At 72.2% G+C, this 23520-nt stretch carries 26 protein-coding genes; 4 read left to right on the forward strand and 22 right to left on the reverse strand.

Annotation, left to right across the window (positions count from 1 at the left end):
* Positions 1–7: 7 nt before the first annotated feature.
* The 3 genes from tsaD to tsaB are packed head-to-tail and all read right to left on the reverse strand — an operon-like array spanning position 8 to position 2258.
* Positions 8–1114, reverse strand: coding sequence for a tRNA (adenosine(37)-N6)-threonylcarbamoyltransferase complex transferase subunit TsaD (tsaD, locus tag ACH4TP_RS03820; RefSeq protein ID WP_389220811.1), 1107 nt, complete (start codon positions 1112–1114; stop codon positions 8–10).
* Positions 1114–1578, reverse strand: a complete 465-nt coding sequence (gene rimI / locus ACH4TP_RS03825) for a ribosomal protein S18-alanine N-acetyltransferase (protein WP_389221572.1) — start codon at positions 1576–1578, stop codon at positions 1114–1116. The genes tsaD and rimI overlap by 1 nt, the downstream gene beginning before the upstream one ends.
* A 20-nt stretch (positions 1579–1598) precedes the next feature.
* On the reverse strand, positions 1599–2258 hold the full coding sequence (gene tsaB / locus ACH4TP_RS03830) for a tRNA (adenosine(37)-N6)-threonylcarbamoyltransferase complex dimerization subunit type 1 TsaB (RefSeq protein ID WP_389220814.1): 660 nt from the start codon (positions 2256–2258) through the stop codon (positions 1599–1601).
* 120 nt (positions 2259–2378) lie between these two features.
* On the opposite strand from tsaB, the gene ACH4TP_RS03835 reads away from it, so the two are divergent.
* Positions 2379–2921 (forward strand): hypothetical protein, encoded by a 543-nt coding sequence (locus tag ACH4TP_RS03835; protein WP_389221574.1) that lies wholly within the window; start codon positions 2379–2381, stop codon positions 2919–2921.
* Between the two features lie 32 nt (positions 2922–2953).
* Here ACH4TP_RS03835 and ACH4TP_RS03840 read toward each other — a convergent pair whose 3' ends face one another.
* From ACH4TP_RS03840 to glmS, 8 genes are all read right to left on the reverse strand, one after another.
* Positions 2954–3109 carry a hypothetical protein gene (locus ACH4TP_RS03840; RefSeq protein ID WP_398184202.1) on the reverse strand — a complete coding sequence of 52 codons (156 nt, stop codon included), beginning with the start codon at positions 3107–3109 and terminating at the stop codon, positions 2954–2956.
* Positions 3110–3219: 110 nt separating this feature from the next.
* On the reverse strand, positions 3220–3720 hold the full coding sequence (gene tsaE, locus ACH4TP_RS03845; RefSeq protein ID WP_389220820.1) for a tRNA (adenosine(37)-N6)-threonylcarbamoyltransferase complex ATPase subunit type 1 TsaE: 501 nt from the start codon (positions 3718–3720) through the stop codon (positions 3220–3222).
* A gap of 10 nt (positions 3721–3730) precedes the next feature.
* Positions 3731–4897 carry an alpha/beta fold hydrolase gene (locus ACH4TP_RS03850; RefSeq protein WP_398435541.1) on the reverse strand — a complete coding sequence of 389 codons (1167 nt, stop codon included), beginning with the start codon at positions 4895–4897 and terminating at the stop codon, positions 3731–3733.
* 6 nt (positions 4898–4903) lie between these two features.
* On the reverse strand, positions 4904–6052 hold the full coding sequence (alr, locus tag ACH4TP_RS03855) for an alanine racemase (protein WP_398184195.1): 1149 nt from the start codon (positions 6050–6052) through the stop codon (positions 4904–4906).
* 20 nt (positions 6053–6072) lie between these two features.
* Positions 6073–7002: a L,D-transpeptidase gene (locus ACH4TP_RS03860; protein ID WP_398435543.1), complete on the reverse strand. Its 930-nt coding sequence runs from the start codon at positions 7000–7002 to the stop codon at positions 6073–6075.
* A gap of 91 nt (positions 7003–7093) precedes the next feature.
* Positions 7094–8548, reverse strand: a complete 1455-nt coding sequence (locus tag ACH4TP_RS03865; RefSeq protein ID WP_398435545.1) for an NAD(P)H-hydrate dehydratase — start codon at positions 8546–8548, stop codon at positions 7094–7096.
* Between the two features lie 402 nt (positions 8549–8950).
* Positions 8951–9319 (reverse strand): holo-ACP synthase, encoded by a 369-nt coding sequence (locus ACH4TP_RS03870; RefSeq protein ID WP_389220834.1) that lies wholly within the window; start codon positions 9317–9319, stop codon positions 8951–8953.
* Between the two features lie 7 nt (positions 9320–9326).
* A complete protein-coding gene (gene glmS, locus ACH4TP_RS03875; protein ID WP_398435547.1) occupies positions 9327–11174 on the reverse strand; it encodes a glutamine--fructose-6-phosphate transaminase (isomerizing) in 1848 nt (615 codons plus the stop codon).
* 150 nt (positions 11175–11324) lie between these two features.
* Between glmS and coaA the strand changes: the two genes are divergently transcribed.
* On the forward strand, positions 11325–12377 hold the full coding sequence (coaA, locus tag ACH4TP_RS03880; RefSeq protein ID WP_389220840.1) for a type I pantothenate kinase: 1053 nt from the start codon (positions 11325–11327) through the stop codon (positions 12375–12377).
* Positions 12378–12395: 18 nt separating this feature from the next.
* Entirely contained in the window at positions 12396–13346 is a 951-nt protein-coding gene (locus ACH4TP_RS03885) for a DUF389 domain-containing protein (RefSeq protein ID WP_398184184.1), read from the forward strand.
* A gap of 94 nt (positions 13347–13440) precedes the next feature.
* Here ACH4TP_RS03885 and glmM read toward each other — a convergent pair whose 3' ends face one another.
* The 4 genes from glmM to ACH4TP_RS03905 all read right to left on the reverse strand — a co-directional run bounded on the left by glmM (position 13441) and on the right by ACH4TP_RS03905 (position 17916).
* Positions 13441–14799, reverse strand: a complete 1359-nt coding sequence (gene glmM / locus ACH4TP_RS03890; protein ID WP_398184181.1) for a phosphoglucosamine mutase — start codon at positions 14797–14799, stop codon at positions 13441–13443.
* Positions 14800–14914: 115 nt separating this feature from the next.
* The gene (gene rpsI, locus ACH4TP_RS03895; protein WP_030750225.1) at positions 14915–15427 is read right to left on the reverse strand and encodes a 30S ribosomal protein S9; all 513 of its coding nucleotides are present in this window, start codon (positions 15425–15427) and stop codon (positions 14915–14917) included.
* Between the two features lie 44 nt (positions 15428–15471).
* Positions 15472–15915, reverse strand: coding sequence for a 50S ribosomal protein L13 (gene rplM, locus ACH4TP_RS03900; RefSeq protein ID WP_041130788.1), 444 nt, complete (start codon positions 15913–15915; stop codon positions 15472–15474).
* A 378-nt stretch (positions 15916–16293) separates the two neighbouring features.
* Complete coding sequence (locus ACH4TP_RS03905; protein WP_398184177.1) at positions 16294–17916, reverse strand: ABC-F family ATP-binding cassette domain-containing protein; 1623 nt, start codon at positions 17914–17916, stop codon at positions 16294–16296.
* A gap of 56 nt (positions 17917–17972) precedes the next feature.
* On the opposite strand from ACH4TP_RS03905, the gene ACH4TP_RS03910 reads away from it, so the two are divergent.
* Positions 17973–18962, forward strand: a complete 990-nt coding sequence (locus tag ACH4TP_RS03910) for a hypothetical protein (protein WP_398435550.1) — start codon at positions 17973–17975, stop codon at positions 18960–18962.
* On the opposite strand, the gene truA is transcribed toward ACH4TP_RS03910, so the two are convergent.
* The 7 genes from truA to infA all read right to left on the reverse strand — a co-directional run bounded on the left by truA (position 18936) and on the right by infA (position 23100).
* The gene (gene truA, locus ACH4TP_RS03915) at positions 18936–19790 is read right to left on the reverse strand and encodes a tRNA pseudouridine(38-40) synthase TruA (RefSeq protein WP_388844084.1); all 855 of its coding nucleotides are present in this window, start codon (positions 19788–19790) and stop codon (positions 18936–18938) included. The two genes, ACH4TP_RS03910 and truA, sit on opposite strands and share 27 nt — an antisense overlap.
* 82 nt (positions 19791–19872) lie before the next feature.
* Positions 19873–20343, reverse strand: a complete 471-nt coding sequence (gene rplQ / locus ACH4TP_RS03920; RefSeq protein WP_031012120.1) for a 50S ribosomal protein L17 — start codon at positions 20341–20343, stop codon at positions 19873–19875.
* 163 nt (positions 20344–20506) lie between these two features.
* Positions 20507–21529 (reverse strand): DNA-directed RNA polymerase subunit alpha, encoded by a 1023-nt coding sequence (locus ACH4TP_RS03925; protein ID WP_004946635.1) that lies wholly within the window; start codon positions 21527–21529, stop codon positions 20507–20509.
* Between the two features lie 131 nt (positions 21530–21660).
* A complete protein-coding gene (gene rpsK / locus ACH4TP_RS03930; protein WP_003956432.1) occupies positions 21661–22065 on the reverse strand; it encodes a 30S ribosomal protein S11 in 405 nt (134 codons plus the stop codon).
* A gap of 66 nt (positions 22066–22131) precedes the next feature.
* Positions 22132–22512 carry a 30S ribosomal protein S13 gene (gene rpsM, locus ACH4TP_RS03935; protein WP_351192692.1) on the reverse strand — a complete coding sequence of 127 codons (381 nt, stop codon included), beginning with the start codon at positions 22510–22512 and terminating at the stop codon, positions 22132–22134.
* A 189-nt stretch (positions 22513–22701) separates the two neighbouring features.
* Positions 22702–22815: a 50S ribosomal protein L36 gene (rpmJ, locus tag ACH4TP_RS03940; RefSeq protein WP_003956441.1), complete on the reverse strand. Its 114-nt coding sequence runs from the start codon at positions 22813–22815 to the stop codon at positions 22702–22704.
* A gap of 63 nt (positions 22816–22878) precedes the next feature.
* Positions 22879–23100, reverse strand: a complete 222-nt coding sequence (gene infA, locus ACH4TP_RS03945; protein ID WP_003956442.1) for a translation initiation factor IF-1 — start codon at positions 23098–23100, stop codon at positions 22879–22881.
* Between the last annotated feature and the right edge of the window lie 420 nt (positions 23101–23520).

Raw genomic sequence — 23520 nt, forward strand, 5'->3', positions numbered from 1 at the left:
GTGAGCCTCACGAGTACAGGTTCTCCTTGCTGACCTCGTGCACGTGGTCGTGGTCGTGGGCGTGCGACGCGCCGGGCACGTGCGGGTCCGTCACCGGCAGCGAGGAGTCCGCCGACAGCTCCAGGTCCGAGGCCGCCCTGCCCCGGGCGACCATCTCGGAGCCGAGGGCCGCGACCATCGCGCCGTTGTCCGTGCACAGGCCCGGACGCGGCACCCGCAGCCGGATCCCGGCGCGCTCGCAGCGCTCCTCGGCGAGGGCCCGCAGCCGCGAGTTCGCGGCGACGCCGCCGCCGATCATCAGGTGGTCGACGCCCTCGTCCTTGCAGGCCCGGACGGCCTTGCGGGTGAGCACGTCGACGACCGCCTCCTGGAAGGACGCGGCGACGTCCCGCACGGGCACGTCCTCGCCGGCCGCCCGCTTGGCCTCGATCCAGCGGGCCACGGCGGTCTTGAGGCCGGAGAAGGAGAAGTCGTACGCGGGGTCCTTGGCGCCGCTCAGGCCGCGCGGGAAGGCGATCGCCGCCGGGTCGCCCTCCTTGGCGAGCCGGTCGATGACCGGTCCGCCGGGGAAGCCCAGGTCGAGGACGCGGGCGATCTTGTCGAAGGCCTCGCCGGCCGCGTCGTCGATGGTGGCGCCCATCGGCCGCACGTCGGAGGTGATGTCGGTGGAGAGCAGCAGCGAGGAGTGGCCGCCGGAGACCAGCAGGGCCATCGTCGGCTCGGGCAGCTTGCCGTGCTCCAGCTGGTCGACGCAGATGTGCGAGGCCAGGTGGTTGACGCCGTAGAGCGGCTTGCCGAGGGCGTAGGCGTACGCCTTGGCGGCGGAGACGCCGACGAGCAGCGCGCCCGCGAGGCCGGGTCCGGCGGTGACGGCGATGCCGTCCAGGTCCTTCGGGGAGACGCCGGCCGTCTTCAGGGCGCGCTCGATCGTCGGGACCATGGCCTCCAGGTGGGCGCGGGAGGCGATCTCGGGGACGACGCCGCCGAAGCGGGCGTGGGTGTCGACGCTGGAGGCGACGGCGTCGGCGAGGAGGGTGGTCCCGTGGACGATGCCGACGCCGGTCTCGTCGCAGGAGGTCTCGATGCCGAGTACCAGCGGTTCGTCAGCAGCCATCAGATCTCAGTCCCAGTTCCTTGAACGATCAGTCGCATCACGAGCGCGTCGACATTGCCCGGCTGGTAGTAGCCGCGCCGGAACCCGATGGGCTCGAAGCCGAAGCGCTCGTAGAGCTTCTGGGCCCGGGTGTTGTCCACGCGCACTTCGAGGAGGACCTCCTCGCACTCGAAGGCGGTGGCCTCCTTCAGCAGGTCGGTGAGGAGCCGGGCGCCGAGGCCCGTGCCCCACTGGTCGCGGGAGACGGCGATCGTCTGCACGTCGCCGAGTCCGCCGGCGGCGGCGAGCCCCGCGTACCCGACGAGACGGCCGTCGGCCGGGTCCTCCGCGACGACGTAGTGGCGGGTGGCCTCCGGGCCCCTGGCGTGCGCCAGCTCCGACCAGAACATCCCCGCCGACCAGGCGTCCTCGGGGAACAGCTCGGCTTCGAGTGCGAGCACCGGCTCGATGTCCCACCAGCGCATCTCGCGCAGTTCCACGCCGCTCACTTGGGCGTGACCACCTTGTAGTTCTTCGGCACCTGCGCGTCGGGGCGGCGCAGGTACATCGGCAGCGGGTCGAGGAAGCCCTCCCCGCCGGCCGTGAGCTTCTCCGCGGCCAGGGCGGCGAGCGCGGCGGCCGACTGGTGCTCGGGCCCGCGGGCGTCCGGGAAGGCCTCCGGGTAGAGGAGCGCGCCCGCGCCGACCACCGGAAGGCCGGCGAGGGACCCGGCGATGTCGGCGGGCCGGTCGACGGCCGCGTCGGTCACGCGGGTGCGGGAGTCCTCGTACCGCGCCCAGTAGACCTCCTTGCGGCGCGCGTCCGTGGCGACGGCGAAGGGCCCGTCGATCCCGGAGGCGTACGCGAGGCCGTCGAGGGTGCACAGGCCGTGCACGGGCACGCCGCCGAGCGCGGACGCGAAGGCCGCGGCCGTGACGAGGCCGACCCGGAGCCCGGTGTACGGGCCGGGGCCGACGCCGACGACGATCCCGGTGACCGCGTCGAGTTTCAGTCCGGCCTCGGCGAGGACCCGGTCGACGGCGGGCAGCAGCAGCTCCCCGTGGCGGCGGGCGTCGACCTGACTCGACGAGGCGACGACGGCCTCGCCGTCGTGGAGGGCGACGGTGACGGCGGGGGTGGCGGTATCCATGGCGAGCAACAGCACGCGAACAGCCTACGGCTCCCGGGCACGCTGCCCCGAACCTCGGGCGGGCGGCTGCTACCGTCACCCTTCGATACGTTCGTACGAAAGGTGGGCACGGTGGCACGGAGCAGCTCGGGATTCGTGGCCGGGCTCACGGCGGCGGCCGTCGCCGCGGTCTGCTTCCTCGCCTACCAGGCCTCGGCCAACGCGCCCGCCGACCTGTCGGTGAAGCCGCGGGCGACGGGCACGGCCGCCCCCTCGGCCGCGCCGAGCGGCGGCCCGAAGAAGCCGGCCGCGGATCCCCTGGCCGTCCCCGCGGACTCGGGCACCGGCGAGCGCGTGGTGTACGCGCTGGGCGACCGCCGGGTGTGGATCGTGGACGGCAGGAACAAGGCGACCCGTACGTTCAAGGTGTGGGCGTCCACGGTCGACCCGCTGCCGGGCGCCTACGCGGTGACCTCGCGCTCGGGCTCGGTGCGCGGTTCGGACGGGGTGCAGATCGAGCACGTGGTCCGCTTCGCGACGGCCCAGGACGTGGCGATCGGCTTCAGCGCGGCGGTCGACGGCTCGACGCCGTCCCCGGACCCGGCCCGGAAGACCGGCGGCATCCGGATGAAGCGGGCCGACGGCGACGCGCTGTGGACGTTCGCGGTGATCGGCGCGAAGGTCGTCGTCGTCCCCTAGGGCCCGTCCGGCGGATCGGGGTCGGACAGGCCCTAGGCCGCTTCGTCCCGCACCGGTTCCCCTGCTTCGGGTTCCTCGGGCTCCGTCGGTGGCGGGGTCGAGAGGGCGCGGGCGGCCGCGCAGGACGCGAGCAGCTCGCTCATCGAGACGTGGTCCTGGGTGGGTTCCGCGCGTTCCGGCGTCGCCATGCCTGCCTCCCGTAGGTTAGGTGCACCTAACCAGCTCGTGCATCCATGTGACCACGGCTCGTGCGGCCCCCGCAACACCTTCCCGACACGTTGTCGGAACGTACGTGCGTTCAGACCAGCGCGAGGTCCTCGTCGGCCCAGCGCGCGCCGATCCCGCGCAGCACGACCGTCCGCCGGTCGTCGTCGGTGTCGCCGGTCACCCGGTGGATGAGCAGGTGCAGCCGGTCGTCGGTCAGCTCCTCGACCTTGCCGTCACCCCATTCGACGACGACCACGGACTCGGGCAGCGAGACGTCCAGGTCGAGGTCCTCCATCTCGTCGAGCCCGCCGCCGAGGCGGTACGCGTCGACGTGGACCAGGGCCGGACCGCCGACCAGGGACGGGTGGACGCGGGCGATGACGAAGGTCGGGGAGGTGACGGCCCCCCGCACGCCGAGCCCCTCGCCGAGGCCGCGGGTCAGGGTCGTCTTCCCGGCGCCGAGCTCGCCGGTGAGCATGACGAGGTCACCGGGACGGAGGATCTTCGCGAGCCGGCGGCCGAGCTCCTGCATCTGCTGCGGGGAGTCGACGGAGAGGGTGGCACCGGAGACGGGCGGATGTGCTGCTTCCATACGGGCAAACCTAGCGCGTGCGGAAGGTCTCCCCGGCCGGGACGGCACCGGCCCGCACCAGGAGGTCGGCCAGCCGGTCGGTGACCGCCTCCGGGTGCTCCAGCATCACCAGATGGCCCGCGTCCGGGACGATGACCAGCTCCGCGTCCGGCAGCAGGGCGGCGATGGCCTCGGTGTGCGAGCTGGGGGTGACCAGGTCGTTGTCCCCGGCGAGCGCGAGCACCGGGAGCTCGCGGAAGGCGGCGAGGGCGGCTTCCTTGTCGTGCTCGGCGAAGGCCGGGTAGAAGGCGGCGACCACGTCGATCGGGGTCGACTCGATCATCCGCTCCGCGAAGCGGGCGACGGCCGGGTCCACGTCCTTCGAGGCGAACGAGTACTTCTTGATCAGCCCGGCGAAGAGGTCGGCGGTGGCCCGGCGCCCGCGCTCGACCAGCTCCGCCTGGGAGCCGAGGGCCCGCAGGACGCCCGGCAGGACCCGCCGGACGGCGTTGACGCCGGCGAGCGGCAGCCCGTACGTGACCTCCCCGAGCTTCCCCGCCGAGGTGCCGACGAGGGCGATGCCGACGACCCGGTCGCGGACCAGCTCCGGGTACTGCTCGGCGAGCGCCATCACCGTCATGCCGCCCATGGAGTGCCCCACGAGGACGAGCGGCCCCTCGGGCGCGGCCGCGTCGAGGACGGCCTTGAGGTCGCGGCCGAGGAGGTCGATGGAGACGGGCGTGCCGTCGGGCCCGCCCTGGGAGGCCCCGCCGCCGGAGCGGCCGTGGCTGCGCTGGTCCCAGTGGACGGTGCGGACGAGCCCGCGCAGGGCGGCCCGCTGGAAGTGCCAGGAGTCCTGGTTGAGGCAGTAGCCGTGGCTGAAGACGACGGTGACGGGGGCGGGCTGCTTGCGCCCGAAGAGCCGACGGCGGCGCCCGGCCGAGGAGGCGTCCGCCTCGACCTCGTCCACCTCGTAGTACAGAACGGTCCCGTCGTCGGCGAGGACCCGTCCGGGGGTGCCGCGCAGACCGCCGTACGGACCGGCCGCGTCCAGGGCGAGCCGCGCCTTCTGCCGTACGGAACGGCCGACGGTGAGCCGCTCGACGGCGACCCCGGCGGCCGCTCCGGCCGCCAGGACGCCTATCGCGGCACCGGCGAACCCGGCCCGCCGCCAGCTGCTGCCACCCGACTCCGCCATCGCGGGCTACTCCCCCAGGTAGACGCGCGGGACGCGCGCCCCGATCCGGGTCACGATCTCGTACGCGATGGTGTCGGCGGCCACCGCCCAGTCCTCGGCGGTCGGCTCGCCCCCGTCGCCGGGGCCGAAGAGCACGGCCTCGGTGCCGGGCTCGGGCGTGTCCCCGCCGAGGTCGACCACGAACTGGTCCATGGCGACGCGCCCGGCGACCGTGCGGACCCGGTCGCCGACGAGGACGGGCCCGCGCCCGGAGGCGTGCCGGGGGATGCCGTCGGCGTACCCGAGCGGGACGAGCCCGAGGGTGGTGTCCCCCTCGGTCACGTAGTGGTGTCCGTAGCTCACCCCGTGCCCGCCGGGGACGTGCTTGACCAGCGCGACGCGCGCCTTGAGCGACATGACGGGCCGCAGGCCCAGCTCGGCGGAGGTGCCGAGCTCGGGGCTGGGCGAGACGCCGTACATCGCGATGCCGGGCCGGACCAGGTCGAAGTGGGTCTCGGGCAGGGTGAGGGTGGCCGGGGAGTTGGCGATGTGCCGGACCTCGGGCCGGACGCCCGCCTGCTCGGCGTGGTCCAGCATCGAGCGGAAGACGTCGAGCTGGGCGGCGATGGACGGGTGGTGCGGCTCGTCGGCGCAGGCGAAGTGCGACCAGAGGCCGGTCACCTTGACGAGTCCGTCGACCTCCGCCTTCAGGGCGGCCCCGACGAGCTCGGGCCAGTCGGCGGGCTGGCAGCCGTTGCGCCCGAGACCGGTGTCGGCCTTGAGCTGGATGCGGGCGGTCCTCCCGACGGCCCTGGCGGCCTCGACGACCTCGTCCAGGGCCCACATCCCGCTCACGGACATGTCGAGACCGGCCTCGATGCCCCGGTCCCAGGGGTCGCCGGGGGTCCACAGCCAGCACATGACGGGCACGTCCGTGATCCCGGCGGCGCGCAGGGCCAGCGCCTCGTGCGGGGTGGCCGTGCCGAGCCAGTCCGCGCCCGCGTCCAGGGCGGCGCGGGCGCAGCGCAGGGCGCCGTGTCCGTACGCGTCGGCCTTGACCACGGCCATGATCCGGACGTGGGGGGCGACGCGGGCGCGCAGCGTGCGGACGTTCGCACGCAGCGCGCCGAGGTCGATCTCGGCGCGGGCTCTGGTGGGCGGAGGTGTCTCAGTCATCGCGCCCAGTCTCTCAGGTGTCAGCTGCCGGGCCGCTTTCCCCAGATGTAGACCCGGTCACCCTTACGGAGGACGTTCCAGAGTTTCCCCGCGTCCGCGTAGCTGAGATTGACGCAGCCACGGCTTCCGCCGGGCGTGGCGAGCTGCCCGTAGACGGCGTGGAAGGCCTGGCCGCCGCTGAAGAACTGGGCGTACGGCATGGGGGTGTCGTAGATGGTCGACCAGTGGTCCTTGTGCCGCCAGTAGACGGTGTGCCAGCCGGTGCGGGTGGCGTATCCGGGCCGCCCGGTCCGCACGTTGACGACCTGGTACGTCACCTTCGTCCCCTTCCGTACCCACATGAGCTGGCGGTCGAGGTCGACGCAGGCGACGGCGTACTTCTTCACGGGGCAGCGGCGGCCGGGGTCCAGGTTCTTCCGGGCGGCGAGCAGTTCGGCGCGGGCCCAGGTGACGGGTCCGGCGTAGCCGACGGCCGGCTTGATCTTCTCCTTCACCTGGAAGGCGCGGATGGCCCGGCAGTCGGCGGCGGACTGCTTCCCGTCGACGCGCAGCCCGAGCAGCTTCTCCACCCGCCGCTGGTGGATGCTCGCCTTGGCGGTGCAGGCGGCCCCGACGGCGCTCCTCGGCAGGTACTCGACGAGCTCGTCGACCTCCTCCTCGGGCTCGGGCACGGGCACCCCGCCCACGTCCTCCTGCAAGGGCGGCAGCACCTGGTCGGGCGTGTCCATCGGATACTCGGCCCGGTCGCCGCCGTCGACGCCGGGCACGAGCGGGTCCTCGGCGGACGGCGCTTCGACAGACGGTGCCTTGAGGGCGGCCGGGGCGGCGGCGGGCCGGGCCTTCGGGGTGGCCGAAATGCCCGGAGCGGCGGCGAGGGCGGTGGGCCCGAGCGCGAGCGAGGCGGCGAGGGCGAACAACAACGGCGCGGTACGACTTCTCCAACTGGTCACCCCACCCACCCAATCCGCCCCCCGCGCCACGGGCGCGCGGGAACCCACGGCCGGCCCAACGGGGTTCGCCCGTGTGGGGGGCGCGCGCGGGCTACGAGCCCGCCGCCACGTCCCGCCAGGCCCCCCGCAGGGATTCCGCCACCTCCGTCGCCGTCACCGGCGCGCCGCCCTCCGACGCCCGCCGTGCGGCGAGCCCGTGGAGGTAGGCGGCGCAGGAGGCCGCGTCGAGGGCGGGGAGGCCGGCCGCGAGGAGGGAGCCGGCGAGGCCGGAGAGGACGTCGCCGCTGCCGGCCGTGGCGAGCCAGGAGGTCCCGGTCGGGTTGACCCGTACGGGACCGCCCCCGCCCGCCCCGCACACGAGCGTCGTCGAGCCCTTCAGCAGCACGGTCGCCCCGAAGCGGCCCGCCAGTTCGCGGACGGCCGCGAGCCGCCCCGCCTCGACCTCCTCCCGGGCGACGCCGAGCAGCGCCGCCGCCTCGCCGGCATGCGGGGTGAGGAGGGTGGGGGCGCCGCGCCCCCGTACGGCCGAGGCGTCCAGGCCCCGGAGCCCGTCGGCGTCGACGAGGACGGGGACGTCGGTGGCGAGGACCTCGGAGACCGCGACCCCGGCCCCCGGCCCTTCGCCGAGGCCGGGACCGACGACCCAGGCCTGGACGCGCCCGGCCTTCTCGGGCCGGCCGGAGTGGACGAGGGTCTCGGGGTGGGCGGCGAGCACCGCGTCCCCGGCGGGCCCGACGTACCGCACGGCCCCCGCGCCGCCGCGCAGCGCGCCCGCCACGGCGAGGACGGCGGCGCCCGGGTAGCGGGCGGACCCGGCGACGAGGCCGACGACCCCGCGCCGGTACTTGTCGCTCTCGGCGCCCGGTACGGGCAGCAGCCACGCCAGGTCCTCGTGCTGGAGGGCCTCGAGGTCCGGCACGCCGGGGAGCAGGGGCCCGAGCCCGATGTCGACGAGCCGCAGCGCCCCGGCGTACTCACGGGCCGGGTCGACGAGGAGCCCCGGCTTGTACGCGCCGAAGGTGATCGTCGCGTCGGCGGGCAGCACCTCTCCGTGGACCTCCCCGGTGTCGGCGTCGACGCCGCTCGGCAGGTCGACGGCGACGACGACGGCCCCGGAGCCGCGCGCGGCGCGGGCGACGGGCACGGCGTCGGGGCGCAGGCCCCCGCGCCCTCCGATCCCGGTGATGCCGTCGAGCACGAGATCGGCGGCGGCGAGCGGCGCGAACGGCTCCTCGGCCACCCGTCCCCCCGCCGCCCGCAGCGCGGCGAGCCCGCCCTCGTGCGCCCTCTTCCCGAGCAGCACCGCCGTGACCCCGGCCCCCCGCCGAGCGAGCCTCGCCCCCGCGTACAGGGCGTCACCCCCGTTGTCCCCGCTCCCGACCAGCAGCACCACCCTGGCCCCGTACACCCGCCCCTTCCCCAGCAGCGAACAACAGGCAGCCGCGAGCCCGGCGGCGGCCCTCTGCATGAGGGCCCCTTCCGGAAGCCTGCCCAGGAGTGCGGCCTCAGCGGCCCGCACGGTCTCCACCCGATAAGCGCTACGCATGCCCGCCAGTCTGCCGCGCCCACCGCACCCCCACCATCGCGCCCCGCCCGGGGCTTCGGCCCCGCCCGTGCGGGGCCGCCCCCGCCCCGTGTGGGGCCGCACCCGCTGCCCGTGTGGGCAATCGTCCCGCTGGGGCGAGGGGGGTCCCCCCTGCTCGAGCGAAGCCGAGAGCTTGGGGGAGGGTGGGCACACGGGACGGCGCCCTTAGCGGCGCCTCCGCGTTCCGCGCCTGAACCCGCACCACGAGTGCGTCGTACCTGCGGGTGCGGGTTCAGGCTCGGAAGCCTCTGGCGCCGGCAGGGCGCGGGTCCGTTGTGCCCAGCCGTTCCTCCCCCAAGGACTTCGTCCAGGGGGGACCCCCGCAGCGGAACGATTGCCCACAACGGGGTGGGGCCGGGCGCGCTAGCCCTCCGCGATCACCACCGCCGACGCCACCCCCGCGTCATGGCTGAGCGACACGTGCCAGTGCTTGACGCCCAGTTCGGCGGCGCGGGAGGCCACGGTGCCGCGGACGCGGAGGCGGGGCTGGCCGGTGCCTTCGACGTAGACCTCGGCGTCGGTCCAGTGGAGGCCGCCGGGGGCGCCGAGGGCCTTGGCGACGGCTTCCTTCGCGGCGAAGCGGACGGCGAGCGAGGCGGGCCCGCGACGCTCGCCGCTCGGGAGGAGCAGCTCGCGCTCGACGAAGAGGCGCTGGAGCAGCCCCGGTGTCCGCTCGATCGACGCGGCGAACCGGTCGATCTCGGCCACGTCGATCCCCACCCCAATGATCATTTCCCACTCACTCCACGGTCACGGATTTGGCCAGGTTGCGCGGCTGGTCGACCTCGTTGCCCCGCGCGGTGGCGAGCTCGCAGGCGAAGACCTGGAGCGGCACCGTGGCGACCAGCGGCTGGAGCAGCGTAGGCGTCGCGGGGATGCGGACGAGGTGGTCGGCGTACGGGACGACGGCCTCGTCGCCCTCCTCGGCGATCACGATCGTCCTGGCGCCCCGCGCCCGGATCTCCTGGATGTTGGAGACGATCTTGTCGTGGAGGACGGACCGCCCGCGCGGCGAGGGCACGACCACGACGACCGGCAGGCCCTCCTCGACGAGCGCGATCGGCCCGTGCTTGAGCTCGCCGGCCGCGAAGCCCTCGGCGTGCATGTACGCGAGTTCCTTGAGCTTGAGCGCGCCCTCCAGGGCCACCGGGTGGCCGACGTGCCGCCCGAGGAAGAGGACCGTGTCCTTGTCGGCGAGGGAGCGGGCCAGGGCCCGTACGGGCTCCATGGTCTCCAGGACCCGTTCGACGTCGTCGCCGATCCGGGCGAGGTCGCGGACGACGGCGTGGACCTCGTCGCCCCACTGGGTGCCGCGCACCTGGCCGAGGTAGAGGGCGAGCAGGTAGCAGGCGACGAGCTGCGTGAGGAAGGCCTTCGTGGAGGCGACGGCGACCTCGGGCCCGGCGTGCGTGTACAGCACCGCGTCCGACTCCCTCGGGATCGTCGAACCGTTCGTGTTGCACACCGCGAGCACCTTCGCGCCCTGCTCCCGCGCGTGCCGCAGCGCCATCAGCGTGTCCATGGTCTCGCCGGACTGGGAGATCGCGATGACCAGGGTGCGCCGGTCCAGGATCGGGTCGCGGTAGCGGAACTCGCTGGCGAGCTCGACCTCGCAGGGGATGCGGGTCCAGTGCTCGATGGCGTACTTGGCGATGAGCCCGGCGTGGAAGGCCGTGCCGCAGGCCACGACGACGACCTTGTCGGCCTCGCGGAGCACGGCGTCGGGGATGCGCACCTCGTCGAGGGTGAGCCGGCCGGCCCCGTCGATCCGCCCGAGGAGGGTGTCGGCGACGGCCTTGGGCTGCTCGGCGATCTCCTTGAGCATGAAGGAGGCGTAGCCGCCCTTCTCGGCGGCCGAGGCGTCCCAGTCGACGTGGTAGGCCCGTACGTCGGCGGGCGCCCCGTCGAAGCCGGTGACGGTGACGCCGTCCCGGGTCAGCTCGACGACCTGGTCCTGGCCGAGCTCGATCGCGGACCGCGTGTGCGCGATGAACGCGGACACGTCGGAGGCGAGGAAGTTCTCCCCCTCCCCCACGCCGACGACGAGCGGCGAGTTCCGGCGGGCGCCGACGACGACGTCCGGCTGGTCGGCGTGGACGGCGACGAGCGTGAACGCCCCGTCGAGCCGCCCGCACACCAGGCGCATGGCCTCGGCGAGGTCGCCGACGGAGGAGAACTCCTCGGCGAGGAGGTGGGCGACGACCTCGGTGTCGGTCTCGGAGAGCAGCGTGTGGCCGCGCTCGGCGAGCTCCTCCCGGAGGGCGGCGAAGTTCTCGATGATGCCGTTGTGGACGACGGCGACGCGCCCGGCGTTGTCCAGGTGCGGGTGCGCGTTGGCGTCGGTCGGGCCGCCGTGGGTGGCCCAGCGGGTGTGCCCGATGCCGACGGAGCCGCCGGGCAGCGGCCGGTCGACGAGCTCCTTCTCCAGGTTGACGAGCTTGCCCGCCTTCTTGGCCGCGGCGAGCCCCCCGTCGGCGAGCACCGCGACACCGGCCGAGTCGTAGCCCCGGTATTCGAGCCGCTTGAGGCCCGCGACCACCACATCAAGCGCCGACTGCCCGCCGACGTATCCCACGATTCCGCACATGACGGCAGAGTACGGCGGAACCCGCCGTACCGGCCGGACCCGGACCGCACCCGGCGCGGGACGCGTCGATCCGCCCCGTACACGTCAACTGCCCCGCCGCGTGACCGACCCCACGGTCCACCGGGCCCGCCGACCCCCGACAATGGCGGGGTGATCACTTCGCCGCCACGAAGCCCCGACGGACCCCCCGGCGACGGCGCCGGAACCGGAGAGGGCGCCGGACAGGGCACCCCCCGGAACGGGACCGGCCCCCGCCGCCCCTCCGAGGCGACCCCGTACGTCGACCTCACCCGGGCCGAGTGGAGCGCCCTGCGCGACAAGACCCCGCTCCCGCTGACCGCCGACGAGGTCGAGCGGCTCCGCGGCCTCGGGGACGTCATCGACCTCGACGAGGTCCGGGACATCTACCTCCCCCTCTCCCGGCTGCTCAACCTGTACGTGCAGGCCACCAGCGGCCTGCGCGGCGCCCTGAACACCTTCCTCGGCGAGAGCGCCGAGCAGCGCGGCACCCCCTTCGTCATAGGGGTCGCCGGTTCGGTGGCCGTCGGCAAGTCGACGGTCTCCCGTCTCCTCCAGGCCCTCCTGGCCCGCTGGCCGGAGCACCCGCGCGTGGAGCTGGTGACGACGGACGCCTTCCTCTACCCGATGGAGGAGCTGAAGGCGCGCGGCCTGATGTCCCGGAAGGGTTTCCCCGAGTCGTACGACCGCCGGGCCCTGACCCGCTTCGTCGCGGACGTCAAGGCAGGCAAGGACGAGGTCACGGCCCCGGTCTACTCGCACCTGATCTACGACCGGGTGCCCGGCGAGCGGCTCGTGGTCCGCCGCCCGGACATCCTCATCGTGGAGGGCCTGAACGTCCTCCAGCCGGCGCTGCCCGGCAAGGACGGCCGCACCCGCGTCGGTCTCGCCGACTACTTCGACTTCTCGGTGTACGTGGACGCCCGCCCCGAGGACATCGAGCGCTGGTACCTCAACCGCTTCCGCAAGCTGCGCGACACCGCCTTCCAGGACCCGTCCTCGTACTTCCGGCGCTGGACGCAGGTCTCCGAGGAGGAGGCCTTCGACTACGCCCGCACGATGTGGCGGACCATCAACAAGGTGAACCTCCTGGAGAACGTGGCCCCGACCCGCGGCCGGGCGACCCTCGTCGTCCGCAAGGGCCCCGACCACAAGGTGCAGAGGCTGAGTCTCCGCAAGCTCTGATGTCCGTAAGCTCGGCCCATGCTGCATTTGCGGATGATCGTCCCGGCGGACCGCACCGCGGCCGCGGTCGAACTGATCGAGTCGACGGTCGGCACCACGCACCTCGTGGTGCTGCCCGGCGTGGCCAGGGAACCCGTCGGCGACCTGGTCCTGTGCGACATGGCGCGCGAGTCGGCCGACGAACTGCTGCACGGGCTGCGGAACATGGAGATCGACCGGGACGGGTCGATCGCGGTGGAGAACATCGACCTGTCGATGTCCACGCGGGCGGACACGGCCGAGGAGGAGGCCCCCGGCGAGGGCGCGGACGCCGTGATCTGGGAGCAGCTGGCGGAGGCGACCCACGAGGAGTCGACGCTCTCCTTCACCTATCTCTCGTTCATGGGGCTCGCGACGATGATCGCGGCCTGCGGCGTCGTCCTGGACAACACGATCCTGATCGTGGGCGCCATGGCGGTCGGCCCGGAGTTCGGCCCGCTCGCCGGGGTGTGCACGGCGATCGTGCAGCGGGCGCCGAGGCTGGCGGCCCGCTCGCTGACGGCGCTGCTCTTCGGCTTCCTGTCGGCGATCCTGGCGACGACCCTGTTCAGCCTGCTCATGGACCGGCTGGGCCTGTTCAGCGCCTCGATGCTGGACGCGGAACGTCCGCAGACCAGCTTCATCTGGCAGCCGGACCCGTTCTCGTTCGTGGTGGCGCTGCTGGCGGGCGCGGCCGGCACGCTCTCCCTGACGTCGTCCAAGTCGGGCGCCCTGGTCGGGGTGGCGATCTCGGTGACCACGGTCCCGGCGGCGGCGAACGCGGCGGTGGCGCTCAGCTACGGCGAGTTCGGGCAGATGGGAGGGTCGATCGGGCAGCTGCTGCTCAACCTGCTGGGGATCATGCTGGCGGGTACGGCGACCCTGGCCCTGCAGCAGCGGCTGTGGCGGACCCAGCGCGGGCGCCTCAAGCGCCGGCTGCGCAGGGGCTGACGCGGGCCGGGACACCGCATGCGTGAGGGCCCGCCGCACCGGACCTCCGGTGCGGCGGGCCCTCACGCATGTGCATGACGGTGCCTCGGAAAGGCTAGCCCAGGGCGGACTTCACGACGTCCGCGAGGCGCTGCGCGACCGCGCGGGCCTGCTCGATGTCGGCGGCCTCGACCATGACGCGGACCAGCGGCTCGGTGCCGGAGGGGCGCAGCAGGACGCGGCCGGTGGAGCCGAGCTCGCGCTCGGCCTCGGTGACGGCGGCGGCGAGCTCGCCCGAGGTGGTGACCCGGGACTTGTCGACGTCCTTGACGTTGATGAGGATCTGCGGCAGCCGCTCCATGACGCCGGCGAGGTCCGCGAGCGACTTGCCGGTGGCGGCGACGCGGGCGGCCAACATGAGGCCGGTGAGGGTGCCGTCGCCGGTGGTGGCGTGGTCGAGCACGATGACGTGCCCGGACTGCTCGCCGCCGAGGGCGTAGCCGTTCTCCTTCATGGACTCCAGGACGTAGCGGTCGCCGACCGCGGTCTGGACGAGGTTCAGGCCCTCGCGCTCCATGGCGAGCTTGAAGCCCAGGTTGGACATGACGGTCGCGACGACGGTGTCGCCGCGCAGGGCGCCGGCCTCGCGCATGGCGAGGGCGAGCACGGCGAGGATCTGGTCGCCGTCGACCTCGGCGCCGGAGGCGTCCACGGCGAGGCAGCGGTCGGCGTCGCCGTCGTGGGCGATGCCCAGGTCGGCGCCGTGCTCGACGACGGCGGCCTTCAGCAGGTCGAGGTGGGTGGAGCCGCAGCCGTCGTTGATGTTGAGGCCGTCGGGCTCGGCGCCGATGGTGACGACCTGGGCGCCGGCGCGGGTGAAGGCCTCGGGCGAGACGCGGGCGGCGGCGCCGTGGGCCTCGTCGAGGACGATCTTCAGCCCGTCGAGACGGTTGGGGAGGACGGACAGGAGGTGGGAGACGTACGTCTCGAAGCCCTCGTCGTAGTCGCGGACGCGGCCGACGCCGGCACCGGTCGGGCGCTCCCAGGGGGCGCCGGTGCGGTGCTCCTCGTACACGGCCTCGATCTTGTCCTCCAGCTCGTCGGCGAGCTTGTGGCCGCCGCGGGCGAAGAACTTGATGCCGTTGTCGGGCATGGCGTTGTGGCTGGCGGAGAGCATCACGCCGAGGTCGGCGCCGAGGACGCCGGTGAGGTGGGCGACGGCCGGGGTGGGCAGGACGCCGACGCGCAGCACGTCCACGCCGGCGCTGGCGAGGCCCGCGACGACGGCCGCTTCGAGGAACTCTCCGGAGGCGCGCGGGTCACGTCCGACCACGGCGGTCGGCCGGTGGCCCTCGAAGGTGCCCGCCTCGGCGAGCACGTGCGCGGCCGCGACGGACAGGCCGAGCGCCAGCTCCGCCGTCAGGTCCGCGTTGGCGACGCCTCGTACGCCGTCCGTGCCGAAGAGTCGTCCCACAGTTGTCCTCCGAAAATACGTGCCCAAGCGAAAGAGAAAGAGGTTATGAAAAAACGTACGCCCCGACGGCACGGGCAGTGCCGCCGGGGCGTACGAAAGCAGCGAGCAGGCGTGATTAGCGCTTGCTGTACTGCGGAGCCTTGCGGGCCTTCTTGAGACCGGCCTTCTTCCGCTCGACCGCACGGTCGTCACGGGAGAGGAAGCCGGCCTTCTTCAGCGCCGGGCGGTTGTTCTCGACGTCCGCCTCGTTCAGCGCACGGGCCACGCCGAGGCGCAGGGCGCCGGCCTGACCGGAGACACCGCCACCCGCGATGCGGGCGATGACGTCGTAGCGGTTGTCGAGCTCGAGCACCTTGAAGGGCTCGTTGACTTCCTGCTGGTGCACCTTGTTGGGGAAGTAGTCCTCAAGGGTGCGACCGTTGATCTTCCACTTGCCGGTGCCCGGAACGATCCGGACGCGGGCGATGGCGTTCTTGCGACGGCCCAGGCCGGCGGCCGGCTGCGGGTCGCCGAAGCGGGACGCGAGGGACTCGGAGGTGTAGTCACCCTCGACGATCTCGGTCTCGGTGGTGTACTCCTCGACGCCCTCGAACTCGTCGACGGGGGTCTCGGGGGTGGTCTCGGCCACGATGCTCCTCAGATTTCTTTCGTTCTTAGGGGGTGTGGCCGGAATTACTGCGCGACCTGGGTGATCTCGAACGGAACCGGCTGCTGGGCAGCGTGCGGGTGGTTCTCGCCCGCGTAGACCTTCAGCTTCGAGAGCATCTGACGGCCCAGGGAGTTCTTGGGGATCATGCCCTTGATGGCCTTCTCGACGGCCTTCTCGGGGTTCTTGTCGAGCAGCTCGTCGTAACGGACGGAGCGCAGACCACCCGGGAAGCCAGAGTGGCGGTAGGCCATCTTCTGGGTCTTCTTGTTGCCGGACAGGTGGACCTTGTCAGCGTTGATGATGATGACGAAGTCGCCCATGTCCATGTGCGGGGCGTAGACGGGCTTGTGCTTGCCTCGCAGGAGGTTCGCAGCCGTGGTCGCCAGACGGCCCAGGACGATGTCCTGCGCGTCGATGATGTGCCACTGGCGAGTGACATCGCCGGGCTTGGGGCTGTACGTACGCACTTCGTAGCCTTCGCTTCTTCAGTGGATGGAGTCCAGACACACCTGAAGCGATCATGCAGCTGGGGCCTGCACTGCCGGGACACCGCCCGTATGCGAGCCACTGGTAACTGCTCCAGGGAACCTGCGCAGGCTCCCTCGCGTGAGAACGACGAAGCCAATACGCATAACAAACCGCAACAGTACCCGCGCCACCCCGGACGGGTCAAAACGCGCCGACCCCCCAGGTCACCGCGCCCGCTCGACCCTCCGCTCGACCTCTCCCCCACGCCGCGCTCGCACGGCTCGGCCCCGGGGGGGCCTCCCCGGCTTCGCCCGGCCGCGCCGGACTCCGTCCGCCGGTCGTGGCCCGGGGCCGGATCTCCCGCCGACCGCCCGAGGTCACCGCGCCCGCTCGACCCTCCGCTCGTCCCACACGGGCTCGCTCGTCTCCCGTACGACCCCGTCCGACCCGAAGACCAGGTACCGGTCGAAGCTCTTCGCGAACCAGCGGTCGTGGGTGACGGCCATCACCGTCCCCTCGTACGACTCCAGGCCCTCCTGGAGGGCCTCGGCGGACTCCAGGTCCAGGTTGTCCGTGGGCTCGTCGAGGAGCAGCGCGGTGGTACCGGCCAGCTCCAGGAGCAGGATCTGGAAGCGCGCCTGCTGTCCGCCCGACAGCTTGTCGAAGGGCTGGTCCCCCTGCCGCTCCAGCTCGTACCGCCGCAGCACCGACATCGCCGCGCCCCGGTCCTTGGCGTGCTCGGTCCACAGGATGTCGACGAGCGGCCGCCCGGCCAGCTCGGGGTGGGCGTGGGTCTGCGCGAAGTGCCCCGGCACGACCCGGGCGCCCAGCTTCCACGTGCCCGTGTGGGCGACGGACGGGTCCCCCGCCAGCAGCCGCAGGAAGTGCGACTTCCCGGAGCCGTTCGAGCCGAGGACGGCGACCCGCTCCCCGTAGAAGATCTCAAGGGAGAACGGCTTCATCAGGCCGGTCAGCTCAAGGTTCTCGCAGGTCACGGCCCGCACCCCGGTCCGCCCGCCGCGCAGCCGCATCCGGATGTCCTGCTCGCGCGGCGGCTCCGGCGGCGGCCCCGCCTCCTCGAACTTCTTCAGCCGGGTCTGCGCCGCCGCGTACCGGGAGGCCATCTCGTGGCTGACCGCGGCCGCCTGCCGCAGGTTGACCACCAGCTTCTTCAGCTGCGCGTGCTTCTCGTCCCAGCGCCGCTTCAGCTCCTCGAAGCGGGCGAACCGCTCCCGCCGCGCCTCGTGGAAGGTGTCGAAGCCGCCGCCGTGCACCCAGACGTCCGAGCCGGCCGGGCCGGGCTCCACCGCGATGATCTTCTGCGCGCCCCGGGAGAGCAGCTCCCGGTCGTGGGAGATGAAGAGCACGGTCTTGCGGGTCTCCCGCAGCCGCTCCTCCAGCCACCGCTTGCCGGGCACGTCGAGGTAGTTGTCCGGCTCGTCGAGGAGCAGCACCTCGTCGGGCCCGCGCAGCAGCGACTCCAGGACGAGCCGCTTCTGCTCGCCGCCGGAGAGGGTCCGGACCTGACGGAACTGCGCCTTGTCGTACGGGACGCCCAGCGCGGCCATCGTGCAGATGTCCCAGAGGGTCTCGGCCTCGTACCCCTGCACCTCGGCCCAGTCGCTGAGGGCCTGCGCGTACTTCATCTGCGCGGCCTCGTCGTCGACCGTCATGATCAGGTGCTCGGCCTCGTCGACGGCCTTGGCGGCCTCCCGGATCCGGGGCTGGGCGACCGAGACCAGCAGGTCACGGACGGTGGACTCGTCCCGTACGGAGCCGACGAACTGCGGCATCACGCCGAGCCCGCCGCTGACCGTGACGGTGCCGCCGTGCGGCTGGAGCTCTCCGGCGATCATCCGGAGCAGTGTGGTCTTGCCGGCGCCGTTGGCGCCGACGAGGGCGACGACGGCCCCCTCCCCGACCCGGAAGGAGGCGTCCCCGAGGAGGACCCTCCCGTCGGGAAGGTAGTACTCCAGATGCGCGGCCTCGACATGTCCCATGGGATGCATTGTCACCGCCCGCTCGGGCCCGGCCCAACCGGTTTAGGATGCGCGGCATGAGCTTTGGGGGACCGCAGTGGCCGCAGGAGCCGTCGCAGCAGGGGCAGGGGCAGGGTCAGCAGGGGTACGGACAGCAGCCGGGCTACGGGTACCCGCCGCCGCAGCAGGGGTACGGGCAGCAGCCCGGCTACGGCTACCCGCAGCCCCAGCAGCCGGCTCAGCCGAACCCCTTCCCCGGCGCCCAGGGCGGCGGTGACACCCCCGACTGGGCCGCCCTGGCCGACGCCTCGGCCTCCCGGGGCCGCCGCAAGCGCCTCCTGCTGATCGGCGGCGGCGTCCTGGCCACGGTGGCCGTGGGCGCGATCGTCGCGACCGCCGTCGTGAGCACCAACAAGAAGAACGAGGCGGCCAACAAGAACCCCGTCCCCACCGACTCGATCTCCCCCACCGGCACGCCGAGCCCCGAGCCGACCTTCTCCTCGGTGGCGCCGCCGCCCCCGCCGAACCCGAGGGACTACATCTCGGACCCGAAGAAGGACAAGGCCCCGCTCAGCGCCGAGGGCCTCTTCCCGGGCAAGAAGCTGAGCATGAACAACCGCCCCTACAAGAAGGGCACGACCTCCGCGACGACGAACTGCGCGGCCGTCACCCAGGGCGGCCTCGGCGGCGTCCTGAAGCGGAACGGCTGCGAGCGGGTCCTCCGCGCGACCTACGTGAAGGACGGCGTGGCGATCACCGTCGGCGTCGCCGTCTTCCCCTCCGAGGCGGCCGCCCAGAAGGCGAAGGAGCAGGCCACCGGCGGCATCGCACCCCTGGTGGGCGGGGGCGTGGGCGACTTCTGCCACGCCACGGTCTGCCTGCGCCGCTCGAACGCGATCGGCCGGTACGCGTACTTCACCCAGGCCGGCTTCGCCAACGGCAGGAAGGTCACCAAGGCCGACAAGCCGGTCTTCCAGGCCAGCGACGACCTCGGCACCTTCGCCTTCAACCAGATCTACGCCCGGGGCCGCTCCCAGGCCTCAGCAGCAGCCGCCGCCGGGGAGTGACCGCTTGTTGCGGGCCTCCTTGCTGCGGGCGGCGAGCAGCGCGTCCTCCGGGTAGCCGACCTCTTCGAGGGTGAGGCCGTGCGGCCGCACGACGTGCACGGCCGAGTCCCGCACACCGGCGGCGAGGACCTTGCCGGGCCAGTCGACCGGCCGGTGGCCGTCGCCGACGAAGAGCAGGGCGCCGACGAGCGAGCGGACCATGTTGTGGCAGAAGGCGTCCGCCTTCACGGTCGCCTCCAGGATCCCGTCCTCGCGCCGCTCCCAGCGCAGCACCTGGAGCGTGCGGATGGTGGTGGCGCCCTCGCGCTTCTTGCAGTACGCGGCGAAGTCGTGCTCGCCGACGAGCGCGGTGGCGGCCTCGTTCATGGCGTCCATGTCGAGGGCCCAGTCGTGCCACAGCACGTGCCCGCGCAGCAGCGGGTCGACACCACCGGGGTTGTCGGTGACGCGGTAGGCGTAGCGGCGCCAGACGGCGGAGAACCGCGCGTTGAACCCCGCGGGGGCCTCCTCCACCTTCCACACCCGCACGTCGTGCGAGAGCCGCCCCGCGAGCCGCCTGAGCAGCTTGTCCCGGTGCTCGGCCCACAGCTCCACGGGCAGGTCGACATGGGCGACCTGGCCGCGCGCGTGCACCCCGGCGTCGGTCCGGCCGGCGACGGTCAGCTCGTACGTCTCCTTCGACCGGGTCACGGTCCGCAGGGCGTCCTCGATCTCGCCCTGCACGGTCCGCTGCCCCTGGGCCTGCTTGGCCCAGCCGGAGAAGTCCTTGCCGTCGTACGAAAGGTCAAGGCGTACCCGTACGAACCCGTCCTGCACGTCATCGCTCACGCGAAGATCCTCTCAAAGACACGGGAGCGGGCCCGCACCCCAGGGGGTACGGGCCCGCTCACGAGAAACGTACGAAAAACGCTTACGCGTCCTTCGCCTCGTCCTCGGTCGCCTCGACGGCGGCGGCCTCGTCGGCCTCCTTGACGGCGCGCTTGGTGGCGGCCTCGGCCTCGGCAACGGTCGCCTTCTTGGCGATCTCGCCCTCGACCAGCTCGATCACGGCCATCGGGGCGTTGTCGCCACGACGGTTGCCGATCTTGGTGATGCGGGTGTAGCCACCCGGACGCTCCGAGTAACGCGGGGCGATCTCGGTGAAGAGGGTGTGGACGATGCCCTTGTCGGTGATCGTCTGCAGCACCAGGCGACGGTTGTGGATGTCGCCCTTCTTCGCCTTGGTGATCAGGCGCTCGGCGACCGGACGCAGGCGACGGGCCTTGGCCTCGGTCGTGGTGATGCGGCCGTGCTCGAACAGCGACTTCGCCAGGTTGGCGAGCAGCAGCTTCTCGTGCGCGGCGGAACCGCCGAGGCGGGCACCCTTCGCGGGACGCGGCATGGTGTTTCTCCTTGTGATCTGCACCGGCCGTGTGAGGTACCGATGTCAGTGTCCGAGCGGGCGGTCACCCGTCGGAGACCCCGCGCCCCGTGAGGGGCGCGGGGAACTGCGCGACCAGCCGAAGCCGGTCCGCAGCCAAATCTGGACCGTCGGTCCCGAGCTCTTAGTACTGCTCGGTCTCGACGAAGCCCGCGTCCGCGTCGTCGTCGGCGCCGAAGGCGTCAGCGGCGGCGGTCGGGTCGAATCCGGGCGGGCTGTCCTTGAGCGCGAGGCCCATGCCGGCCAGCTTCGCCTTGACCTCGTCGATCGACTTCGCACCGAAGTTGCGGATGTCGAGCAGGTCGGCCTCGGAGCGGGCGACGAGCTCACCCACGGAGTGGATGCCCTCGCGCTTGAGGCAGTTGTACGAGCGAACGGTGAGCTCGAGCTCCTCGATCGGCAGCGCGAGGTCGGCGGCGAGGGCGGCGTCCGTCGGGGACGGGCCCATGTCGATGCCCTCGGCGTCGATGTTCAGCTCGCGGGCGAGACCGAACAGCTCGACGAGCGTCTTACCGGCCGAAGCCATGGCGTCACGCGGACGCATGGCCTGCTTGGTCTCGACGTCGACGATGAGCTTGTCGAAGTCGGTGCGCTGCTCGACTCGGGTCGCCTCGACCTTGTAGGTGACCTTCAGCACGGGGCTGTAGATGGAGTCGACCGGGATGCGGCCGATCTCCTGGCCGACCTGCTTGTTCTGGACGGCGGAGACGTAGCCGCGACCGCGCTCGACGGTCAGCTCCATCTCCAGCTTGCCCTTGGCGTTCAGGGTCGCCAGAACGAGGTCGGGGTTGTGGACCTCGACACCGGCCGGGGGCGCGATGTCGGCGGCGGTGACCAGACCCGGGCCCTGCTTGCGCAGGTACATCACGACCGGCTCGTCGTGCTCCGAGGAGACGACCAGCTGCTTGATGTTGAGGATGAGGTCGGTGACGTCCTCCTTGACGCCCGGCACGGTGGTGAACTCGTGCAGGACACCGTCGATGCGGATGCTGGTGACAGCGGCACCCGGGATCGAGGAGAGGAGGGTACGGCGGAGGGAGTTGCCGAGGGTGTAGCCGAAGCCCGGCTCGAGCGGCTCGATCACGAACCGCGAGCGGAACTCGTCGACGACCTCTTCGGTCAGCGACGGACGCTGAGCGATAAGCATGTCTGTGATTCCTTCAGTCGTGGACGCCCACTATTTGACGCCCGACAGGTACTGCGTACTGCAAGGGTACGGGCGGTACGCCCCCGAAAGGGGACGCACCGCCCGAAAGTCCAGGTCAAGCAGCCTGTGCGTCAGACGCGGCGGCGCTTGGGGGGACGGCAGCCGTTGTGCGGCGTGGGGGTGACGTCCTGGATCGAACCGACCTCGAGGCCCGTGGCCTGGAGGGAGCGGATCGCGGTCTCGCGGCCGGAGCCCGGACCCTTGACGAAGACGTCAACCTTGCGCATGCCGTGCTCCTGCGCGCGGCGGGCGGCCGACTCGGCGGCCATCTGCGCGGCGAAGGGGGTGGACTTGCGCGAGCCCTTGAAGCCGACGTGGCCGGCGGAGGCCCAGGAGATCACGTTGCCGGACGGGTCCGTGATCGAGACGATCGTGTTGTTGAACGTGCTCTTGATGTGCGCGTGGCCGTGAGCGACGTTCTTCTTTTCCTTGCGGCGCACCTTCTTGGCAGCGCCCTGACGACCCTTGGGGGGCATGTCGTTCTCCTACGGGAGGTGGTCGGTCCTACAGCGAAGACCGCTTGGTCAAGCGTCCGCTGAGGACTACTTCTTGCCCGGCTTCTTCTTGCCGGCGATGGCGCGACGCGGGCCCTTGCGGGTACGAGCGTTCGTGCTGGTGCGCTGACCGCGGACGGGCAGGCCACGACGGTGGCGGAGGCCCTGGTAGCAGCCGATCTCGACCTTGCGGCGGATGTCGGCGGCGATCTCGCGGCGGAGGTCACCCTCGGTCTGGAGGTTGGCGTCCACGTACTCGCGGATCTTGACGAGGTCTTCCTCGGCAAGGTCGCGGACACGGGTGGACTCGTTCACGCCAGTGGCGGCGAGGATCTCCTCGGACCGGGTGCGCCCGATACCGAAGACGTAGGTGAGTGCGACCACCACACGCTTGTCACGCGGGATGTCAACACCGGAAACGCGTGCCATTCAATGGCTCCTGTGTTCTCGGGGGTCTGCTGCAGAGCCGGCCCCGGCTGCCGTATGAGGTACAGGTCGGGTCCCCGGCCCCCGCCGGAGGTGCCGTCAGCCGTGGGACACGGCCGGACGGGCTCTGCGTATGTACGTATTGCTATGCGTCGCGCGAAGAACTGCGAAATGCAGGTCGGTCGGCGTGCGTCAGCCCTGGCGCTGCTTGTGGCGCAGGTTGTCGCAGATGACCATGACCCGGCCGTGACGGCGGATCACCTTGCACTTGTCGCAGATCTTCTTGACGCTCGGCTTGACCTTCATGGGATGTGAGGTTCTCCGGGTCAGTGCCACCACCCGCGCGCGGAGGCGGGGTGCGGGCAAGATCTACTTGTACCGGTAGACGATCCGGCCACGCGTCAGGTCGTACGGAGAGAGCTCCACGACGACCCGGTCGTCCGGGAGGATTCGGATGTAGTGCATCCGCATCTTGCCGGAGATGTGCGCGAGGACCTTGTGACCGTTCTGGAGCTCCACCTTGAACATGGCGTTCGGGAGGGACTCGATCACGGTGCCCTCGATCTCGATGGCACCTTGCTTCTTGGCCACGCTTCGCCTTTCGAATCGGCTACCTTGATCGACTCTCGCCGCCGTATGCAGGCACACGGGTACACGAGAGCCGACGCATCAGTCTACGTCAGGCCCCAGGAAAAGACGAATCGGGAAGTCTGCCCACCCGAACTGATCCTTATGCAAGCCGCCACGCCGTAGAAAACTCCCCACACCAGCGGGTCCGGCGCCGCCGACCCACTCCCCGACACAGCCCTCGCGGGCCCGGCGCCCCGGGCGCCTCACAGGCTCCGGGCCGCTGCGGCGGGCTCCGACCGCCGGACGAGAGCCCGGCACGGCCGACCCCCCGGACCCCGCACTACGCCAGCGGGTCCGGCGCCGCCGACCCACTCCCCGACACAGCCCTCGCGGGCCCGGCGCCCCGGGCGCCTCACAGGCTCCGGGCCGCTGCGGCGGGCT

The organism is Streptomyces sp. NPDC021012 (assembly GCF_044333355.1).
Lineage (GTDB): Bacteria > Actinomycetota > Actinomycetes > Streptomycetales > Streptomycetaceae > Streptomyces.